The sequence below is a fragment of the Nocardia asteroides genome, from assembly GCF_021183625.1.
Taxonomy (GTDB): domain Bacteria; phylum Actinomycetota; class Actinomycetes; order Mycobacteriales; family Mycobacteriaceae; genus Nocardia; species Nocardia asteroides_A.
The window spans coordinates 487,989-506,652 of record NZ_CP089214.1; the positions used below are offsets into that span (position 1 = coordinate 487,989).

An 18,664-nucleotide genomic window follows, 5' to 3' on the forward strand; every position below is an offset into this window, starting at 1 on the left:
GGGGTGAGCGCTCCGCCGGATATCAGCCCGCCGCGAGCCGATCGACCAGTAGCTCGACCCGCCGCGCGGAATCACCCGGCGGCAACCGGCCCGCGCGGGTGAGCGTGGCGAGCCCGTGCAGGGCCGACCAGACGACCTCGGTGAACAGCCCGGGGTCGACGCCGTCCCCGGCGGCGTCGGCGAGGTTTTCGAGCAGGGCCGCGAAGGCATCCTTCAGCGGCTCCGGGGTGTCCTCGCTCGCGAAGGCCAGGCCGCCGTCGAGCTGGAACATGGCGTCGTAGACCGAGGGGTTGCGCGCGGCGAAGTCGAGGTAGGCGTCGGCGAGGGCGGTGACCCGGGCGCGTGGCCCGTCAGCCGCGCCTGCCGCGGCCCGCACCGCCGCGGCCAGTTCGGCGGCACCCTCGAGGGCGACGGCGCCGATGATCTCGCGCTTGCCCCGGAAGTGGCTGTAGAGCACCGGCTGGCTGTACTCGATGCGCTCGGCGAGCCGCCGGGTGGTGACCGCGTCCCAGCCGTCCCGCGCGGCGAGCTCGCGGGCGGTCGCCACGATCAGGCGCTCCCGCTCCGCCCGCTCGCGCTGCTTCCGTTCCTGTACCGACATAGCTGAATCCTAGCACCGCTAGACAACGGGTCGCCGATAGTTCTAGTGTTGATCCAATAACTAGCAGCACTAGATCGAGAAGGTGGCCATGAACAACGCACTCGCAATCGGCACCATCGTCATCGTCGGCCTGATGGTGGGAGTCGAACTCTCCGTCGCCTTCGTGATCAACCGGATCCTCGACGGCCTCCCCGGCGACGCGGGCCAGCTCGGCCGCGCCCACGGCGGCCGCATGCTCGGCGCCCTCATGCCGTTCTGGTACCTCGGCTCCGTCGCCCTCAGCGCCGTCTGGGCCGCCACCGCCTGGCACGACCCCGGCACCGGCCTCGTCGTCACCGCCACCGCACTGCTGATCGTGAGCGTGGTGATGTCGCTGCTCCTGCTCGTCCCGATCAACAACCGGGCCAAGACGTGGACCGCCGAGAGCCGCCCCGCGGACTGGAAGGAGCAGTCCAACCGCTGGGACCGCTACCACTACGTCCGCGTCGCGATCATCGTCGCCGCCTTCGTCCTACTGACCGCCGCGCGGTGAACGTCGCTGTCGGCACGGCCAACTAGGGTGCACGACGTGCGCGAACTCGACGACCTCCCCTTCGCAGCCCACCTCCACCCCCTGGACGACCCCCTGGACGACGAGGGCGACCACGACCGCACCCTCGTCGAGGGGGACCATCGGCACCTGACCGTGCGCAACGCCCGCTTCACCCAGTGCGCCTTCCGTACGGCCCGCCTGACCGGCACCGACTTCACCGCGACCAGATTCGCCGACTCCTGGCTCCGCAACGCCGACCTCACCGGCACCTCCCTGACCGAAACGTCCTGGCAGGACGTCGAACTCGTCGACTCGACCCTGGCGGGCGCGGAGCTGATCGGCGCGCGGCTGCGCCGGGTCACCTTCGAGGGCTGCAAGCTGGACGGCGCGAACCTGCGCGGCGCCCAGCTGCGCGAGGTGACGTTCCGCGACTGCGTCCTGCGCGACGTCGACCTCGGCGGCGCCAAGCTCACCGGCGTCACCTTCCCGGGCAGCCGGGTGCAGTTCGCGCTCCGCGACACCACGCTGGAGAAGGTCGATCTCCGCGAGGCGGCGAGCATCACGGTCACCGAGGGCGTGCCCGCGCTGCGCGGCGCGATCATCTCGCGAACCCAGATGTTCGAGCTCGCTCCCCTGCTCGCCGCATCGATCGGACTGCTGGTCAGGGACTGATTCGGACATCTCGGGCGTGACCCACCGCACCCCCGCAAACTAGTTGCTTGTGTCAAACAACCGTCGTATAGTTGCTTAACGCAAGCAAGCAAATAGTCTGTTCCGGGAGTGGTGGAGATGGCGGTGTCGAGCACGACGGCCCAGAGCCTGATCGACGAGCTCTACCTCATGGGCCGGGCGATCAAGATGTCGATCGCCAGGAACGAGGACGAGCGGCTGCTCGCCGGCGGCCTCGGGGTGCTGGTCACCCTGGAGGAGCACGGCCCGTGCAGGCAGGGTGATCTGGCGGTATCGATGTGCCTCAGCCCGTCGGCACTGAGCCGCCACGTCGCCGAACTGGTCGCCGATGACCTGCTGAGCAGGCACCCCGATCCGACCGACGGCAGGGCCACAGTCCTGCACATCACCGACCGGGGCCGCGCACTGCTGCGCCGGATCCGGGTCAAACGCGCCGAGGTCATGGCCGCCCTGCTCGACGACTGGGGCGACGACGACGCCGAACGCGCGCGCAGCACCATCCGCACCCTCCGGGAAAAGCTCACCGAACACGCTCTCCGCACCGGCGCGGGCGAGCACCAGCCGGTTCGATAGAAAGTCAGGTATTCGATGTCCACCACAGCCGAGGCGGTGAAAGACCGAGATCCGGCCGCCATGAGTCACCGCGAGATCCTGGAAGCGATGACCGGTCTGCTGGCCGCGCTGTTCACAGCGCTGCTGAGCACCACCATCGTCGCGACCGCGTTGCCGACCATCATCGGCGATCTGAAGGGTTCGCAGACGGCCTACGCCTGGGTCATCACCACGGCGCTGCTCGCCAACGCGGCGACCACCCCGATCTGGGGCAAGCTCGCCGACCTGTTCAACAAGAAACTGCTCGTGCAGTCCGCCATCGTGATCTTCGTGATCGGCTCGGTGATCGCCGGCTTCGCGCACACCGTGCCGCTGCTGCTGGTCGCCCGGGTCATCCAGGGCGTCGGCATGGGCGGGCTGACGGCGCTGGTCGTCGCCATCATCGGCTCGATCGTCTCACCCCGTGAGCGCGGCAGGTACTCCGGCTACATGGGCGCCGTCATGGCGGTCTCGATGTCCGGCGGCCCGATCCTGGGCGGCGTGATCGTGGACAGCCCGCTGGGCTGGCGCTGGTGCTTCTTCGTCTGCGTGCCGCTGGCCGTGATCGCTCTCTTCCTGTTGCAGCGCACGCTGCGGCTGCCCACCGAGCGCAAGACCGGCGGCTCCATCGACTGGCTCGGCGCGACGCTGCTCACCGCGGGCGTCTCGGTGCTGCTGATCTGGGTGTCCTTCGCGGGCAAGGCCGGCTACTACGACTGGTTCTCCCGGGAGTCGGCGCTCTACGTCGGCGCGGGCGTGCTGCTGCTGGCGGCCACCGTGTGGGTCGAGCGGCGGGCGAAGTCGCCGATCATTCCGCTGCCGATCGTGCTGGAGAAGACCACCGGCCTGGCGATCATCGCCTCCATCGCGGTCGGCGTCGGCATGTTCGGCGCGACCACCTTCCTCGGCCAGTACTTCCAAACCGCGCGGGGCTACTCCCCCACCGCGGCAGGCGTCCTGACCATCCCGCTGGTGGCGGGCATGCTGATCGCCTCGGTGACCTCGGGTCAGCTGATCACCCGGTTCGGCAAGTGGAAGCGCTTCGTGGTCTTCGGCGGCGTGCTGCTGGTGATCGGCTTCGGGCTGCTCGCCACGATCGACCACGCCACCAACCTGTGGCTGGTCGGCGGCTACATCACCGTGGTCGGGCTCGGCGTCGGCATGATGATGCAGAACCTGGTGCTGGCCGTGCAGAACACGGTGAGCGTGCAGAACATCGGCGCCGCCTCCAGCAGCGTCGCGTTCTTCCGCACCTTCGGCGGCGCGATCGGGGTCTCGGTGCTCGGCTCGATCCTGGCCTCCCGGGTGGGTGAACTCTCCGCGGCGGGCTTCGCCGAGCTCGGCATCCCGGCCGGCAGCTCCGGCGGCGGCACCCTCGACCTGAAGTCGCTGCCCGCCCCGGTCCTGGAGATCGTCCGCGGCGCCTACGGCGACGCCACCGGGCGCATCTTCCTGGTCGCCGCCGCGGCCTGCGTCATCGCGCTGATCGCTGCCGCGCTGCTGCCGAACAAGCCGCTGCGCACCACGATCGACATCGACCCGGCGCTCGACCCCATGCAGCCGGGGACGACGCCGCGGACCGGCAACACCGTCGACGACACCACCGACGACACCACCGTCGACGACACCAACAAGGAGCGCGTGCTGCAGCACTGACTCCCCCGAGCAGCGGGCCCCGGAGCGATCCGGGGCCCGTTTCTCATCTCCGCGACCGGCGCGGCAGCTCGGCCGCGGTGAGCCCGACCAGCATGGCGGCCTCGCCGATATTGCCGAGCGGCGGCACCGCCACCGCCGCGCCGGAGGCGAGCACCAGCAGCACCGTCCCCACCAGCGGCTGCCACCGCGACTCGCGGCGCAGCAGCCAGACGCTCGCGGCCAGCAGGACCACGGTCACGACCAGCGGGACGATCGGCGGCGCGGGCTCGGCCGAGGCGTAGCGCAGGGTGTCGGCGTACTCCTTCGGGATCAGCTCCAGGTGCGGCAGCTCGAACACGCCCCACGCGATCAGGATCACGGTGAGCGCGACCGCCGACACGCGCAGCCGCTGCCCCGCGGCCACCCGGTCGGCCGCCCACAGCACCAGCACCGGGGTGAGCAGCGCGTGGCCGATGAAGCGGCCGAGGCTGATCGTCTCCAGCAGCGCGCCCGCACCGATCACCGCTCCCAGCCCGATGATCGCCGAATCGTAGGCGACGCCGAGCCCGACGACCCCGAGCAGCCAGACGCGGGCGGGCCGGGTGGTGCGGGTCCAGAGCAGGACCACGCAGGCGAGCTGGACGAGTGCGGTGAGGAGCAGGAGCGCGGAGATCACGCCACACCCTAGCGAAACGGACAATCTCACCCGTTGCGGAGGATCTGCTGGCACGCTGTCATCTGCCAGTCTCACCCGGACCGAGACCCGGAGGTACCCATGTGGCGGAGCACTCTCGCTGCCTTTGCCGGAACTTTGCTGACCTGCGCCACGGCGCCGCTCGTCACCGCACAACCGCCGGGATATCAGGAGTACGTCTCACTCGGTGACTCCTGGTCGGCGGGCGCGACCCTGAACCCCGCGCTGCTCAACGCCGAGTTCGTGCCGCTCGGCTGCCTGCAGCGCACGCAGAACTTCGCCAGGCAGGTGGCCGAGGCGCTGAACGTCCCCACTTTCCGGGACGCGGCCTGCGCCGGCGCCACCACCGAGGACATGACGGTCGACCAGCCACTCGGCAAGGACCAGTACCCGTCGTACAACGAACCGCAGTTCGACCGGCTCACCCCGGACACCGACCTGGTGACGATCCTGATCGGCGGCAACGACGTCGGGCTCGCGGCGACGGTGCGCACCTGCATCACCCCGAACCCGGACGTCTCGCCGTGCGTGTCCCGGTTCGTGGTGAACGGCGTCGACCAGATGACGCAGCGGATCGAGGCCGCCGAGCCGAAGATCGCCGCCACCATCAGGGGCATCGCCGAACGCTCGCCGAAAGCCAGGATCGTCATGCTGAACTACCTGGACGGCGTCGCCGTCGGCGACCCGTGCTACCCGATCATCCCGATCTCGCCGACCGACGTGAACTGGCTCGCCGAGAAGCTCGCCCAGCTGAACACCATGCTCGCCGCCGTCGCCAGGCAGACCGGGGTGGAGTTCGCGAACACCTACGCGGGCAGCGTCGGGCACGACGCCTGCCGCGCGCCCGGCGTCCGCTGGGTCGAGGGGCTGATCCCGGTCACCGCCGACCCGCCCGGCCCCGCGCTCCCCTTCCACCCCAACCAGCTCGGCGTCGATCACCAGGCGAGCACGGTGCTCGCGACCCTCGGCGGCTGATTCCCGCGCGGCAGGTCGGGTAGCCGGGCAGCACCCGACCCGAGGAGAGCCCGTGCCCGACCCCGCCGCCGTGCTGTTCGACATCGACGGAACCCTCGTCGACTCCAACTACCAGCACACCCGCGCCTGGCACCGCGCCTTCCGCGAGGCGGGGGCGGTGGTGCCGAACTGGTGCATCCACCGCGCGATCGGCATGGACGGCGACACCCTGATCGAGACGCTCGCCCCCGATGCCGACGCCGACCGCGCCGACGAACTGCACTCCCGGTACTACCTGGAGTCCGCCGGGGAGCTCACCCTGCTCCCCGGCGCCCGCGAAATCCTGCACGCGCTGCACGACCGCGGCCTGCGCATCGTCCTCGCCACCTCCGCCCCGCCCGACGAACTCGCCCGCCTGCGCGAACTGCTCGACAGCGACTCGATCCTGCACGCCGTCACCGACGCCGACGACGTGGGAACGGCCAAGCCGGACCCGGCCATCGTCCGCGTCGCCCTCGACCGCGCGGGCGTCCCCGCCGACCGGGCGGTCTTCGTCGGGGACACGGTGTGGGACGCGAAAGCCGCGACCGAGGTCGGGGTGCGCGCCGTCGGCGTACTGAGCGGAGGTATCTCCCGCGACGAGCTGACCTCGTCGGGTGCGGAGTTCGTCTGCGACGACGTCGCGGAGCTGCTGCGCGAGGTCGACCGGAGCCCCATCGGCACACTGCTCTGACCCGTCCGGGGATCGGTCGGCGGGCGCGGGGAAAAGCGAATGCGCCCGCATCGGGTCACCCGTCATGCTCGGAGCGTGAGCACCGACTTCACCGTCCCCCTCGAATCCCCGTTCCCCGCGGCGATTCTCACGCCGCCACTGGCCGATCTCCGGTGGCGGGGCGATGCGCCGTGCGATCCGGTGACCGAGCCCGGCCACTGGTTCCCGCACCGGGACGGGGTCTCCACGCGCTCGCTGACGGTCGACTGGTCCGACGGCACCCTCGACGTGACGGTGCCGCTGGCCGCCGCCCCGGAGGATGTGGAGCTGGCGCTGCGCATCGTGCGCGCCGCGGCCGAGCACGCCGGGACCGACGTCGACACCGAGTACGGCCCGATGGCACCGGACCGCCTGAGCGAGGTCTTCGACGAGGCGTGGGCGCTCGACGGCCTCGGCCGCGCGGTGACTCTGCTCGCCCGCATGTCCCGGCGCGACGACGGCGTGCTGTCCCTCCCCGGGCCGACCCGCGACGTCCAGCTCGGCCCGCACACCCTGCCCGGCCTCGAGCACGACGACGACCGCGCGCACCGCCTCCTCGAGACGATGCGCCGAGTCCTGTGGCCGGATCCCCGCTACGAGATCGCCACCGTCTTCCGGGCGACGAAGGACGGCGAGCGGAACACGTTCGTCGCGCTCCTGCCGGACCGCGCCTGCCTGCTGCCGCCGTCGACCCGGTTGATGCTGCACGACGACGACCTGCTCGTGCTGCCGCGCGGCGCACTGCACCGGCTGCCGATCGATGCCGTCCGCCTGGACGACGGCAACGATCTCCTCGAACCCGTTCCCGCGCACCGGTGGCCGGTCGTGGTCGCGGCCGCGCGCGCATCGGCGCTGCCGGAGTGACGCGGGGCGCGCACCCTCGATCCGGCCCGGACGGAGGGTGCCGTAGGTTCAAACCCCGTGCGCGCGTTCATGGTCGACGGTCATCCACTGCTCGGGAAAATACCGGGGCCGCTCGTGCCCGCCCGCTTCGGGGAGACGCTGTGGGTGGCAGGCGGCGGGCGCGGGGACAGCGCCGTGCTGCGGCTCGACGGCGCGGGGTGGCGGTCGCGGCGGCTCGACGCGAACGGCCTGCGCGCGATCCTGCCACTGAGCGACACCACGGCGGTCGTCGCCGGTGAGCACGGCTTTCTCGCGATCATCGACGCGGACGACGAGCGGATCGTCCCGACCGATACCGGAGGGTGCCTGTACGCGCTGGCGGCGGTCGGCGGGGCGATCCGGGTGACCGGTGACGCCGGGTTCGTGGCAGTGCTCGACCCGGAGACCGGGGAACTGCGCGTCGAACCGCCGTTCACCGGTGACAGCGTCGTGGCCGTGGCCGCGGCCCCCGGCGGCGCGACGGTTTTCGTGGCGGGAGACGCAGTGATCGTCCGCTCCCCCGACGGCTCCGTGCGCGAGTCGTTCCGCGGGAACGCCCCGCTGTGCGGCGTCGCCTTCGCCCCCGACGGCCGCGCCGTGGTCGTCGGCGACAAGGGGCAGGTGTTCCGGTCGGCGCCCGGTGGCTCCTTCCTGCCGTGCCGGGAAGCGCCATCGCTCGACCTGGAGCACGTGCACTACGACGCGCCCCGTGACCGCTTCCTCGTCGTCGGCGCGGACGGCTTCGTCGGCCTGCTCGACGACACCGGTTTCCGGGCCGCGCCGCCCGCGACCCCGCCGTACCGCCTCAGCGGTGTCGTCGAATGGGGCGACGGCCACCTGTTCACCGGCTGGACCCAGCAGGGCCCGCCCTTCGAGTTCCGCGGTGCGCTCTACCACGACGGCAGCACCGTGCCCGACACCGTCTACCACCCGCCCCGCCAGGACTTCGGCCCGCCGCGCAGCCGCACCGTCGCCGTGCCGTCGGACGCGGCGCTCGGTGCCGGCGACTACACCGTGCTCCCGCTCGCGGAGGCCACCCGGCTCCTCCCCGGGGTGTCCTGGCCCGACTGCGCACTCGACGAGGTCCGGTTCTACGACGGCGACGTCCACGTCGCGGATGCGACCGCGCTGCTCGGCAGCGACACCGACTACGCGGTCGCGATTCGCGGCGACCTCACCGTCGACGGCACGCTCGACGCCACCGCGGGCGGCGAGGGCTACGGCAGCCTGCTCGTCGTCGGCGGTGACGTGTGGGCGCGCGCGGCGATGTTCCGCTACGGCATCGCCGCCGCCATCGGCGGAACCCTCCAGGTCGCCACCGTGGTGCTGTGCGACCACGGCGACGACGGCGGCACCCTGCGAGCCGGGGAGATCGACGCGCAGGTGCTCTCCTACTCGCTCTACTTCCCGCGCCCCGACGCCGAGTTCGACGCGTTCCTCATCGGTGACGTCTACGGAGAGGCGAGTTTCCCCCCGGAGCGGGCCGACGAGGTCTTCGTCCCCGAGGTCCTCGAGGACGGATTCCTCGACGAGCGCACCGCGGCGAAGTGGTTGCGCGAGGGGCGCCCAATCCTGCGCGAGGATTGAGCGCTCTCCGAACCGGGGCGAACCGCGCTGACCATTCGCGTCGAGTACCCGCGTCGCTAGGATCGCAGACAGAAGGTCAGGGGGCAGCGTGGTGAGCAATCGATTCACGGTCGATGTGGAACAGCTGGAACAAGCGGCAATTCGGTTGCATGCTCTGGCCGCCTTCCTCGACAGCCAGCTCGATGAGCTGGACAACCGGGTCACCGAACTCGGTGCCGGTTGGTCCGGCCTCGCCGCGACGGCCTTCGCGGCGTCTCACACGGCATGGTCGCCCGGCGCCCGCGAATTGGCCACGTCGCTGCGCGCGCAGTCAGCACTGATCGAGCAAGCGGGACAGCGCTACCTCGCCGCTCACCAGGCCAACAATCGGATGATCCAGAAGGGCTGAGGTGGCTGGCTGGGAGCTCGATCCATCCGACTACGAGCGCGCCGCGCAACAATGCCATCGCCTGGCCGACGAAGTCCTGGACGCTGTCGGAAGATTACACAGTCACCTACTCGGCGACTGCGACGGCTTCATGGGAGATCATTCCCTCACCCGTGACTGGACAGCCGGCTACGACAACGTAGCCGGTGCGGTATTCGCCACCGCCACGCTGCTCTCGGACGCGCTTCATCGGTACGGCGATGTCCTCGCGGCCATAGCCTACAACTGGTCGGTGGCGGACGAGACGTTTCCCGACCTGACCGCCCCGATACCTACCGCTTCAAGTGGAAATCCCTACTCGGCGCCGCACTCTTCCCGGGGGGCGAATGGGGACGGCATCGCGATCACCGCGATGGGATCGATCACGCGGGTGCCCATTCCGAACGGTGACACCACCAAGCTTTCAACAGCGGGTGACAACGGCTGGCTGACCTACACGATGGCGCCGGAAGTTCGTGATGCCGGTGCTCGAATCAAGGAGATCGGATACAACTTCGACGGCATCGGAGCAGGTGACAGCGACGCCATTCGGGAATGGCTCGACGTGTTGCGCCGGGCTGCCGAAGCCCTTGCCTCAGCGGCGGACGCGGTCGCGGGTGCGGTGCGTGCGATGCACACCGCTCTTCGCCGGATGCGAACGAATATAGAGGTGCGCCTGACTGCGTCGAGACCCGGCGTCACCGTGATGGTTCACGCTGCCGGGATCCACGTTCACAGCACGACGACGCTCTACGACCCAGACCTTCAAGAGCCGGTCTACGACACGGTCACGACAAGCGATGTCGCCGTGCTCGCGCAGAGCATGCCCTTTCGAAACACGCCCGATCTCGAAGCAGAAATGGCGCAGTTGCGGCGTATCGTTGATTTATCGATCGAACTGACCTCGCCCGGAGAACCCGACGGGGGAACCGGGCCGAATTCCGATGTTCCGCTTCCCGTCATGACGGTCGCGAGCGAAGAATACGTTCGTCGCAAGCACTTTCCGGGTGGCCTCGAGAACAAGAGCGACAAGAGCACGTTCGATTCCGGAGAGGATCCCTGTCAACTCGTCGAAGCGGCGCGAAACGTGCCCCCGATCGGCCCCACCGAGACAGGCCGCTATGAGCGACATGTGGACGCCGGCCGGTACATCGGGTACCGATCCGTCGACCATCACGGCGCGCCGACGACCAAATATGTCGTTGTCCAGGACCGCTGGGGCGGCATCGTCACGATGTACCCCGAATGACAGGAGAAGTTGGTTGGCACTGACGATCGTGGTGCAGAACATCGTCCACTCGGAGATCGGCCGCTACTCCGATGATCCCGCCGGAACCCTGCAGCGGCTGTGCTCGGCACGGCCGGAGACAAGCCTCCTACGCAGGGTGGATCCGCACGCCGACACCATGTTCAACGCGTACCAACTCGACCGCATCATTGCGGAGATAGACGCCCTCACAGCCGAGTCCGCCCAGCACGCGAAGGAGTGGACGCGACTGCGCGATGCCGCGATGACCGCGATCCGCAATCAGGGCTACCTGTGGTTCAGCGGAGACTGAGAAGCGTCACGCCACCGCGACGCCGTCGGTGATCGGGAGCCCGGCCACCGACACCTCGGCGATCGCCTCGAGCCGCTCCCGCGGCATACCCAACCGGCTCCCCTGGATCAGCCCCTGCGCCATCAGGATCACCTGGGCCGCCACCACGTCGACGTCGAATCCGTCGGCCACGACGAGCCTTTCGGTGACGGCGCGCTCCATGAGCGAGGTGGCGCGCGCGCCGATCTCGACCACCTCGGGAATGCGGACGCCGAGTCCGGCGATGCTGTTGAGCATGAGGCACCCGCGGCGGTCCGGGTGCTCGGCGCAGCCCTCGAGGACGGCGTGGAAGAGGGCGCGCACGGCGTCGCGGGGCGAGCCGGGGGCGGATTCCATGACCTCGCGGATGAGCGCGGCGCGGCGCTCGCAGTAGCGGCCGTAGGCGGCGAGGAAGAGGCCGCGCTTGCTGCCGAAGGCGGCGTAGATGCTGCCGTTGCCGATGCCGGTCGCGCGGGAGACGTCCTCGACCGAGGTGTCGTCGAAGCCGCGGATCCAGAACAGCTCGGTCGCGGCGTCCAGCAGGTTCGACTCGTCGAACTGTCGTGGGCGTCCCATAGCGCCACGGTATCCGATGGCGAGTTCGCCCACACAGGTTGTTCTGGAGCCGCTACTCCATAATACTGCTCGGTATGTGCTCAGAATTCGCTGCACCCGCAAGACGCCGCATCGGAATCCTGCTCTTCGACGGTGTGAAGATGCTGGACTTCGCTGGACCTGCGGAGGTCTTCGTGGAGGCGAACCAGTCGCTGAACGGTTACCAGGTGGTGCTGCTCTCGCCGGACGGCAGCGATGTGAGCACCTCGATCGGCGCCAGGATCGAGGTCGCGGGGGCGGCCGCGGACGCGGGCCGGTTCGACACCGTGGTGATCCCGGGCAGCGAGCGGCCGCCGTCGGTCTTCGTCACCCCGCAGGTGCTCGCGGCGGCGCGGCACCTGTCGGCGCGGACCCGGCGGCTCGCCTCGATCTGCAGCGGCGCCTACGTGCTCGGCGAGCTCGGGCTGCTGGACGGCAGGCGGGCCACCACGCACTGGAAGTTCACCACCGACCTCGCCAGGCGCTACCCGCGGGCCGCGGTGGACCCGGACGCCATCTTCGTGCGCGACGGCACGCTCTACAGCTCGGCCGGGGTCGCCGCCGGGATGGACCTGGCGCTGGCACTGGTCGAGGAGGACCACGGCGCCGACGTGGCGCGCCGGGTGGCGCAGTCCCTGGTCGTCTACATGCAGCGGGCGGGCGGGCAGTCGCAGTTCTCCGCCTCGCTGAGCGGCCCGGCGCCGCGCACCCCGCTGGTGCGGGCGGTGGTCGACCTGATCTGCGCCGACCCCGCGGCCCCGCACACCGTGCAGAGCCTCGCCGCGCACGCCCGGGTCAGCATCAGGCACCTGACCCGGCTCTTCCGGGCCGAACTCGAGCGCTCGCCCGCCGAGTACGTGGCGTTCATCCGCTTCGGCGTCGCGCGCGACCTGCTGCACTCCGGCGCAGGCGTCACCGAGGCGGCGATGACGGCGGGGTACGGCAGCAGCGAGGCGCTGCGCCGGGCGTTCGTGGCCCGGCTCGGGATCTCGCCGCGCAAGTACCAGCAGCGGTTCCGCTCCACCGGGAGCGCGGGCGCGCCGCTGCTGGCGGCGGTCGGCACCTGACCCGGTGTCCCGATCGGTGGCATACCCGGCCGCTGAGGCGGGGCGCCGGCAACCTTCCGAGTGAAGACTCGACAGCGCGCCGGCAGGTGCCGGTCCGGAAAGGAAGTCCATGTCCTCCCCCACCATCGTCCTTGTCCACGGCGCCTTCGCCGACGCCGCGAGCTGGGCTCCGGTCACCCAGCGGCTGCTCGCCGCGGGGCACCGCGTGCTCGTCCCGCCGGTCTACAACCGCAGCCTCGCCGCCGACGCGGCCTCGATCCGCGCCGTGGTGGAGGCGGTCGACGGCCCGGTGCTGCTGGCCGGGCACTCCTACGGCGGCGCCGTGATCACCGTGGCCGGGGTGGCGGAGAACGTGGCCGGGCTGGTCTACGTCGCGGGCTACGCGCTGGACGAGGGCGAGAGCCTGGGCCGGCTGCAGGGCGGTTTCCCCGACTCCGACCTGGCATCCGCCCTGGTCTACACGCCGTTCCCGGTGCCGGGCGGCGACCCGGGCACCGACGTCTCGGTGGACATCGACAAGTTCCCCGAGGTCTTCGCCGCGGGGCTGGATCCGGCCGAGGCCGCGGTGCTCGCCGTCTCGCAGCGCCCGCTCACCGCCTTCGCCTTCGGCGAACCGGCCAGCGTGGCGGCCTGGAAGACCAAGCCGGGATGGGGCATCGTCTCGAGTGCCGACCGCACCATCAACCCGGACGTCGAGCGCTTCGGCTACCAGCGCGCCGGGCTGCGTTCGGTGGTCGAGATCGACGGTCCGCACCTGGTGATGCGCACCCACCCCGACGAGGTGGTCGCGGTGCTCACCGAGGCGCTCGCCGCACTGTCCTGAAACGTTCCATCGAGAAAGGCAGCCCGCTATGGCAGGAAATCCGCACGGCCTCTCGCTCGAACCCGCCGCCCAGGCGTTCGTGGACGCGACCTCGCAGCCGCCCTTCCTCTACCAGCTCGACCCCGAGGAGGGCCGCAAGACCGTCGACGGCGTCCAGGATTCGGAGATCTGGAAGCCCGAGATCGACGAGGAGTGGGTGACCGTCGACGGCGGCCCGACCGGGTCGGTCCGGGCGCGGATCGTCAAGCCGAAGGGCGCCGCGGGCGCGCTGCCGGTGATCGTCTACACGCACGGCGCGGGCTGGGTCTTCGGCGACGCGCACACCCACGACCGGCTGGTCCGCGATCTCGCGGTCGGCGCGAACGCGGCGGTGGTGTTCCCGGAGTACGACCGCTCCCCCGACGTGCGGTACCCGGTCGCCAACGAGCAGTCCTACCGGGTGGCGCAGTGGGTCGTCGGTGACGGCGCCGCGCACGGGCTGGACGCCGCGCGGATCGCCGTCGCCGGTGACTCGGTCGGCGGCAACATGGCGATCGCGCTCACCCTGCTCGCCAAGGAGCGCGGCGACCTGAGCTTCGTGCAGCAGGTGCTCTTCTACCCGGTCACCGACGCGGCCTTCGAGACCGAGTCCTACCACCGCTTCGCCGAGGGCTACTTCCTGGCCCGCGACGGAATGCAGTGGTTCTGGGACCAGTACACCCCCAGCGCGGAGGACCGGGCGCAGATCACCGCCTCGCCGCTGCGCGCGAGCACCGAGCAGCTGGCCGGGCTGCCGCCCGCGCTCGTCATCACCGCCGAGGCCGACGTCCTGCGCGACGAGGGCGAGGCGTACGCGGCGAAGCTGCGCGCCGCGGGCGTTCCGGTGACCGCGGTGCGCTACGGCGGCATCGTGCACGACTTCGTCATGCTGAACACGCTGCACGACACCGAGGCCGCCAAGGCCGCGGTCGCCCAGGCCGTCGCGACCCTGCGCGCCGCGCTGCACCCCGCATGAGCGCGCCGACGATCGTGACGTCGGTGGCGGTCTCCCGGCCGGACGTGGTCGCGAGCTGATCGGGAGGGCGGTGGCTGCCGTCCGCTGACGGCGCCGGTGGCGGCGCAGGGTAAGAAGAAGCCTGCGGTCCCGCGCCGCCACCAACCACCGTCGAACGAGGAGAGCTGGTTCATGACGAACCCCACCGCGCGTGCACAGATCGGGGTCACCGGCCTCGCGGTCATGGGCAGCAATATCGCCCGCAACTTCGCCCGCCACGGCTACACCGTCGCGCTGCACAACCGCAGTATCGCCAAGACCGACGCGCTGCTGGCCGAGCACTCCGGCGACGGCGACTTCGTGCGCACCGAGACCATCGCCGAACTCGTCGACGCCCTCGAGAAGCCGCGCCGGGTGCTCATCATGGTCAAGGCAGGCGACGCCACCGACGCCGTGATCGAAGAACTCGCCTCGGCCATGGAGCCCGGCGACATCATCATCGACGGCGGCAACGCCCTCTACACCGACACCATCCGCCGCGAAGCCGCCCTGCGCGAACGCGGCCTGAACTTCGTCGGCGCCGGCATCTCCGGCGGCGAGGAGGGCGCTTTGAACGGGCCCTCGATCATGCCCGGCGGACCCGCCGAGTCCTACGAATCGCTCGGCCCGCTGCTGGAATCGATCGCCGCGCAGGTCGACGGCACCCCGTGCTGCACCCACATCGGCCCCGACGGGTCCGGGCACTTCGTGAAAATGGTCCACAACGGCATCGAGTACGCCGACATGCAGCTCATCGGCGAGGCCTACCACCTGTTCCGCGACGCGCTCGGCTACGACGCCAAGCAGATCGCGGACGTGTTCACCCAGTGGAACACCGGCGACCTGGAGAGCTACCTGGTCGAGATCACCGCCGAGGTCCTCAACCAGGTCGACGCCAAGACCGGCAAAGCCCTCGTCGACGTGATCGTGGACGCCGCCGAGCAGAAGGGCACCGGCCGCTGGACCGTCAAATCCGCCCTCGACCTCGGCATTCCAGTCACCGGGATCGCCGAGGCGGTCTTCGCCCGCGCCATCTCCGGCTCCCGCGCCCAGCGCAAGGCCGCCCAGGGGCTCGCTTCCGGGACGCTGGCCGACAAGCCCACGGATGCCGACACCTTCACCGAGGACATCCGCCGCGCGCTGTATGCCTCGAAGGTGATCGCCTACGCCCAGGGCTTCGACCAGATCGCCGCGGGCAGCACCGAGTACGGCTGGAACCTGACCCCCGGTGACCTGGCCCGGATCTGGCGCGGCGGCTGCATCATCCGCGCGCGGTTCCTGAACCGGATCACCGAGGCCTACGACCGGAACCCGGAGCTGCCGAGCCTCATCCTCGACCCCTACTTCCGGGACGCGATCGAGACCGGCATCGACAGCTGGCGCCGGGTGGTCTCGACCGCGACCCTGCTCGGGATCCCGGTACCGGCCTTCGGCTCCTCGCTGTCCTACTACGACGCACTGCGCGCCGAACGGCTCCCCGCCGCCCTCACCCAGGGCCAGCGCGACTTCTTCGGTGCCCACACCTACGAGCGCACCGACGCCGAGGGCAAGTTCCACACGCTGTGGAGCGGGGACCGCAGCGAAGTATCCGCTTGACCTCAACAATGGTTGAGGAGTCACGGTGGAGTCATGAATTCCACCGTGACCGAACCACTGCAGATCGCCGTCGTCGTCGGCAGCACCAGGCCGGGCCGGCTCGGCCCGGCCGTGGCGGAGTGGTTCCTGGACCGCGCTCGCGCGCGTCCTGAGCTGATCCCCGCTGTCGTCGACGTCGGCGATACCGAGCTGCCGCACTCGTTCGGCGCCCCGGCGCCGGGGCTGGCTCCGGCGGCGGCCGCGCTGGCCGCCGCCGACGCCTTCGTCGTCGTCACCCCCGAGTACAACCACAGCTACCCCGGCTCCCTGAAGAACCTGATCGACCTGCACGCGGCCGAATGGCGCGCCAAGCCGGTCGCTTTCGTCAGCTACGGCGGCATCTCCGGCGGGCTGCGCGCGGTGGAGCACCTGCGCGGAGTCTTCGCCGAGCTGCACGCCGTGACCGTGCGCGACACCGTGAGCTTCCACAATCCGTGGGGCCGCGCCGAAGGCGGCCGCCTGCGCGCCGACCCCGAGTCCGACGCCGCCGCCACCACCCTGCTGAACCAGCTCGTCTGGTGGGGCGAGGCGCTGCGCACCGCCCGCGCCAACCGCCCCTACGGCAGCTGAGGACGGGCCCGTGACGAACATCCTGACCAAACCCGTCGTCGCCGAGCGCAATCCGATGACGGTCGCACTGGTCCTCGTGGTCGGCTCGATCATGTCGACGCTGGACCAGACCATCGTCAACGTCGCCATCCACCGGCTCTCCATCGACTTCGACGCACCCCTCTCCACCATCCAGTGGGTGACCACCGGCTACGCGCTGGCGCTCGGTGCGGTCGTGCCCGCCTCGGCCTGGGCGATCGGGCGGTTCGGCGCCAAGCGGCTCTACCTCTTCGCGGTGGTCTTCTTCGCGCTCGGCTCGCTGCTGGCCGGGCTGGCCTGGGACATCGGCTCGCTCATCGCCTTCCGGGTGCTGCAGGGCGTCGGCGGCGGGCTGCTCATGCCGGTCGGCATGACGATCCTGCTGCGCGCCGCCGCGGCCACCCCGGAGCGGCTCGGCCGGTTGATGAGCACGCTCGGGCTGGCCATCCTGGTCGGCCCGCTGGCCGGGCCGGTGCTCGGCGGGTACCTGATCGACGCGGTCTCCTGGCGCTGGATGTTCTTCGTGAACGTCCCGGTCGCGGTGCTGGTGGTGCTGCTCGCCGTGCGCGTCTTCCCGGCCGACGTGCCCGAGCCGCGCAAGCCGCTCGACCTGATCGGGCTCGCGCTCATGTCGCCGGGGCTGGCGCTGCTCATCTACGGCGTCACCGCCGCCGGCGAGCGCGGCGGCTTCACCTCACCCGCCGTGCTCGGCCCCCTGCTGGTCGGGGCGGCGCTGGTGGCGGCGTTCGGGTATCGCGGGTTCACCGCGGAGAATCCGCTGCTCGACCTGCGGGTGCTGCGCAACCGGTCGGTGGCGGCGGCCGCGGCGGTGCTCGGGTTGTTCGCGGCCGGGTACTTCGGCTCGATGCTGTTGCTGCCGCTGTACTTCCAGGTGGTGCGCGGGGAGTCGGCCATGGTCGCGGGGGCGCTCGGGATTCCGTTCGCGCTGGCGTCCGGGTGCGCCATGCAGGTGGCGGGGCGGCTCATCGACCGGGTGCCGCCTGGGCGCTACCTGCCGGTGTCGATCGGGGTCGGGCTGCTCGGCTTCCTGCTCTTCCGGGCGCAGCTCGACGCGGACGCCTCGTACTGGGGGCTGTGCGCGGCCATGCTGCTGATGGGGGCGGGCGGCGGTGGGACGCTGATGCCGGCCATCACGGTCGCCACCCGCAGTCTCGCGCCGGAGCAGCAGGCGAGCGGGACCACGACGGTGAACATGGTCAACACCACCGCGCTCGCCATCGGCACCGCCGTCACCTCGGTGGTGCTGGCCGCGCTGCTCCCGGTCGACGGCGGGTTGCAGGCGCTGCACCACATGGGCGCGGAGGCGCAGGCGGCACTGGCGCCCGCACTGGCGCGGGCTTTCCAGGACTCGTACCTGGTCGCGCCCGCGCTCATGGCGCTGGCGGTGATCCCGGCGCTGCTGCTGCCGCGGCGTCAGGGTTGACATGAATATGATGACCGGTCTACTTTTGGGTCATGGGTAGCAAGGGTGCCGAGACCCGGCAGCGCATGGTGGCCGCGACGCTCGCCTCGATCGAGCGGCGCGGCTACTACGGTGCCGGGTTGAACCAGATTCTGGCGGACAGCGGCACCCCGCGCGGATCGCTGTACTTCCATTTCCCCGGCGGGAAGGACGAATTGGTGGCCGAGGCGGTCCGGGAGGCGGCCGCTGTGGTGGAGGCGGTGCTGGCCGAGGTGGATCCGAGCGATCCGGTCGGTGCTGTCGGCGCGGTGCTCGGCGCGTTCGGGGATCGGCTCGAGGAGTCCGGGTGGGAGTGCGGGTGTCCGATCGCGGCGGTCGCGCTGGAGGTCTCCGGGACGCACGATCCCATACAGCGGGCCTGTGCGGAGGTTTTCGCGCGCTGGACCGAGAGCATTCGGCTCGGGTTGGTCGCTGCCGGGCGGGATGATGCCGACGATCTCGCGTCGTCGCTGCTCGCCCTGATCGAGGGGGCGTTGCTGCTCGCGCAGACTCAGCGCAGTCGGGAGCCGTTGGATCGCGCGCTGCGCACGGCGCGGGTGTTGTTGACCTGAAGGCGGTTTTC

The 18,664-nt window shown here is 70.7% G+C and carries 21 protein-coding genes; 18 read left to right on the forward strand and 3 right to left on the reverse strand.

Annotation, left to right across the window (positions count from 1 at the left end; genetic code table 11):
* Nucleotides 1-22: 22 nt before the first annotated feature.
* Nucleotides 23-601: a TetR/AcrR family transcriptional regulator gene (locus LTT61_RS02500; RefSeq protein ID WP_233018289.1), complete on the reverse strand. Its 579-nt coding sequence runs from the start codon at nt 599-601 to the stop codon at nt 23-25.
* Nucleotides 602-689: 88 nt separating this feature from the next.
* Here LTT61_RS02500 and LTT61_RS02505 point away from each other — a divergent pair, with 88 nt between their 5' ends.
* The 4 genes from LTT61_RS02505 to LTT61_RS02520 all read left to right on the forward strand — a co-directional run bounded on the left by LTT61_RS02505 (nt 690) and on the right by LTT61_RS02520 (nt 4,070).
* Nucleotides 690-1,133 carry a DUF1772 domain-containing protein gene (locus LTT61_RS02505; protein ID WP_233018290.1) on the forward strand — a complete coding sequence of 148 codons (444 nt, stop codon included), beginning with the start codon at nt 690-692 and terminating at the stop codon, nt 1,131-1,133.
* A 36-nt stretch (nt 1,134-1,169) separates the two neighbouring features.
* Nucleotides 1,170-1,805, forward strand: coding sequence for a pentapeptide repeat-containing protein (locus LTT61_RS02510; protein ID WP_233018291.1), 636 nt, complete (start codon nt 1,170-1,172; stop codon nt 1,803-1,805).
* A gap of 117 nt (nt 1,806-1,922) precedes the next feature.
* Nucleotides 1,923-2,396, forward strand: a complete 474-nt coding sequence (locus LTT61_RS02515; protein ID WP_233018292.1) for a MarR family winged helix-turn-helix transcriptional regulator — start codon at nt 1,923-1,925, stop codon at nt 2,394-2,396.
* A 60-nt stretch (nt 2,397-2,456) separates the two neighbouring features.
* Complete coding sequence (locus tag LTT61_RS02520; protein WP_233021307.1) at nt 2,457-4,070, forward strand: MDR family MFS transporter; 1,614 nt, start codon at nt 2,457-2,459, stop codon at nt 4,068-4,070.
* Nucleotides 4,071-4,113: 43 nt separating this feature from the next.
* Here the strand turns inward: LTT61_RS02520 and LTT61_RS02525 are convergent, their stop codons facing one another.
* A complete protein-coding gene (locus LTT61_RS02525; RefSeq protein WP_233018293.1) occupies nt 4,114-4,725 on the reverse strand; it encodes a hypothetical protein in 612 nt (203 codons plus the stop codon).
* A gap of 99 nt (nt 4,726-4,824) precedes the next feature.
* Between LTT61_RS02525 and LTT61_RS02530 the strand changes: the two genes are divergently transcribed.
* The 7 genes from LTT61_RS02530 (at nt 4,825) to LTT61_RS02560 (ending at nt 10,882) form a co-directional block, all read left to right on the forward strand.
* Nucleotides 4,825-5,718, forward strand: coding sequence for an SGNH/GDSL hydrolase family protein (locus LTT61_RS02530; RefSeq protein ID WP_233018294.1), 894 nt, complete (start codon nt 4,825-4,827; stop codon nt 5,716-5,718).
* A gap of 52 nt (nt 5,719-5,770) precedes the next feature.
* Nucleotides 5,771-6,430, forward strand: a complete 660-nt coding sequence (locus LTT61_RS02535; RefSeq protein ID WP_233018295.1) for an HAD family hydrolase — start codon at nt 5,771-5,773, stop codon at nt 6,428-6,430.
* Nucleotides 6,431-6,505: 75 nt separating this feature from the next.
* Complete coding sequence (locus tag LTT61_RS02540; protein ID WP_233018296.1) at nt 6,506-7,312, forward strand: hypothetical protein; 807 nt, start codon at nt 6,506-6,508, stop codon at nt 7,310-7,312.
* Between the two features lie 57 nt (nt 7,313-7,369).
* A complete protein-coding gene (locus LTT61_RS02545; protein WP_233018297.1) occupies nt 7,370-8,917 on the forward strand; it encodes a hypothetical protein in 1,548 nt (515 codons plus the stop codon).
* A 91-nt stretch (nt 8,918-9,008) separates the two neighbouring features.
* Nucleotides 9,009-9,305: a WXG100 family type VII secretion target gene (locus LTT61_RS02550; protein WP_233018298.1), complete on the forward strand. Its 297-nt coding sequence runs from the start codon at nt 9,009-9,011 to the stop codon at nt 9,303-9,305.
* 1 nt (nt 9,306) lies between these two features.
* Nucleotides 9,307-10,572 (forward strand): WXG100 family type VII secretion target, encoded by a 1,266-nt coding sequence (locus LTT61_RS02555; protein WP_233018299.1) that lies wholly within the window; start codon nt 9,307-9,309, stop codon nt 10,570-10,572.
* A gap of 13 nt (nt 10,573-10,585) precedes the next feature.
* A complete protein-coding gene (locus LTT61_RS02560; RefSeq protein ID WP_233018300.1) occupies nt 10,586-10,882 on the forward strand; it encodes a hypothetical protein in 297 nt (98 codons plus the stop codon).
* 6 nt (nt 10,883-10,888) lie between these two features.
* Here the strand turns inward: LTT61_RS02560 and LTT61_RS02565 are convergent, their stop codons facing one another.
* Complete coding sequence (locus LTT61_RS02565) at nt 10,889-11,476, reverse strand: TetR/AcrR family transcriptional regulator (protein ID WP_233018301.1); 588 nt, start codon at nt 11,474-11,476, stop codon at nt 10,889-10,891.
* 74 nt (nt 11,477-11,550) lie between these two features.
* Between LTT61_RS02565 and LTT61_RS02570 the strand changes: the two genes are divergently transcribed.
* From LTT61_RS02570 to LTT61_RS02600, 7 genes are all read left to right on the forward strand, one after another.
* The gene (locus LTT61_RS02570) at nt 11,551-12,561 is read left to right on the forward strand and encodes a GlxA family transcriptional regulator (protein ID WP_269821841.1); all 1,011 of its coding nucleotides are present in this window, start codon (nt 11,551-11,553) and stop codon (nt 12,559-12,561) included.
* Between the two features lie 109 nt (nt 12,562-12,670).
* On the forward strand, nt 12,671-13,384 hold the full coding sequence (locus LTT61_RS02575) for an alpha/beta fold hydrolase (protein WP_233018303.1): 714 nt from the start codon (nt 12,671-12,673) through the stop codon (nt 13,382-13,384).
* A gap of 28 nt (nt 13,385-13,412) precedes the next feature.
* On the forward strand, nt 13,413-14,378 hold the full coding sequence (locus LTT61_RS02580) for an alpha/beta hydrolase (protein ID WP_233018304.1): 966 nt from the start codon (nt 13,413-13,415) through the stop codon (nt 14,376-14,378).
* A gap of 171 nt (nt 14,379-14,549) precedes the next feature.
* Nucleotides 14,550-15,992, forward strand: a complete 1,443-nt coding sequence (gene gndA, locus LTT61_RS02585; protein ID WP_233018305.1) for an NADP-dependent phosphogluconate dehydrogenase — start codon at nt 14,550-14,552, stop codon at nt 15,990-15,992.
* Between the two features lie 33 nt (nt 15,993-16,025).
* Nucleotides 16,026-16,601 carry an NADPH-dependent FMN reductase gene (locus tag LTT61_RS02590; protein ID WP_233018306.1) on the forward strand — a complete coding sequence of 192 codons (576 nt, stop codon included), beginning with the start codon at nt 16,026-16,028 and terminating at the stop codon, nt 16,599-16,601.
* Nucleotides 16,602-16,611: 10 nt separating this feature from the next.
* Nucleotides 16,612-18,063: a DHA2 family efflux MFS transporter permease subunit gene (locus LTT61_RS02595; protein ID WP_233018307.1), complete on the forward strand. Its 1,452-nt coding sequence runs from the start codon at nt 16,612-16,614 to the stop codon at nt 18,061-18,063.
* Nucleotides 18,064-18,095: 32 nt separating this feature from the next.
* Nucleotides 18,096-18,653 carry a TetR/AcrR family transcriptional regulator gene (locus tag LTT61_RS02600; RefSeq protein WP_233018308.1) on the forward strand — a complete coding sequence of 186 codons (558 nt, stop codon included), beginning with the start codon at nt 18,096-18,098 and terminating at the stop codon, nt 18,651-18,653.
* The last annotated feature ends 11 nt before the right edge of the window (nt 18,654-18,664 follow it).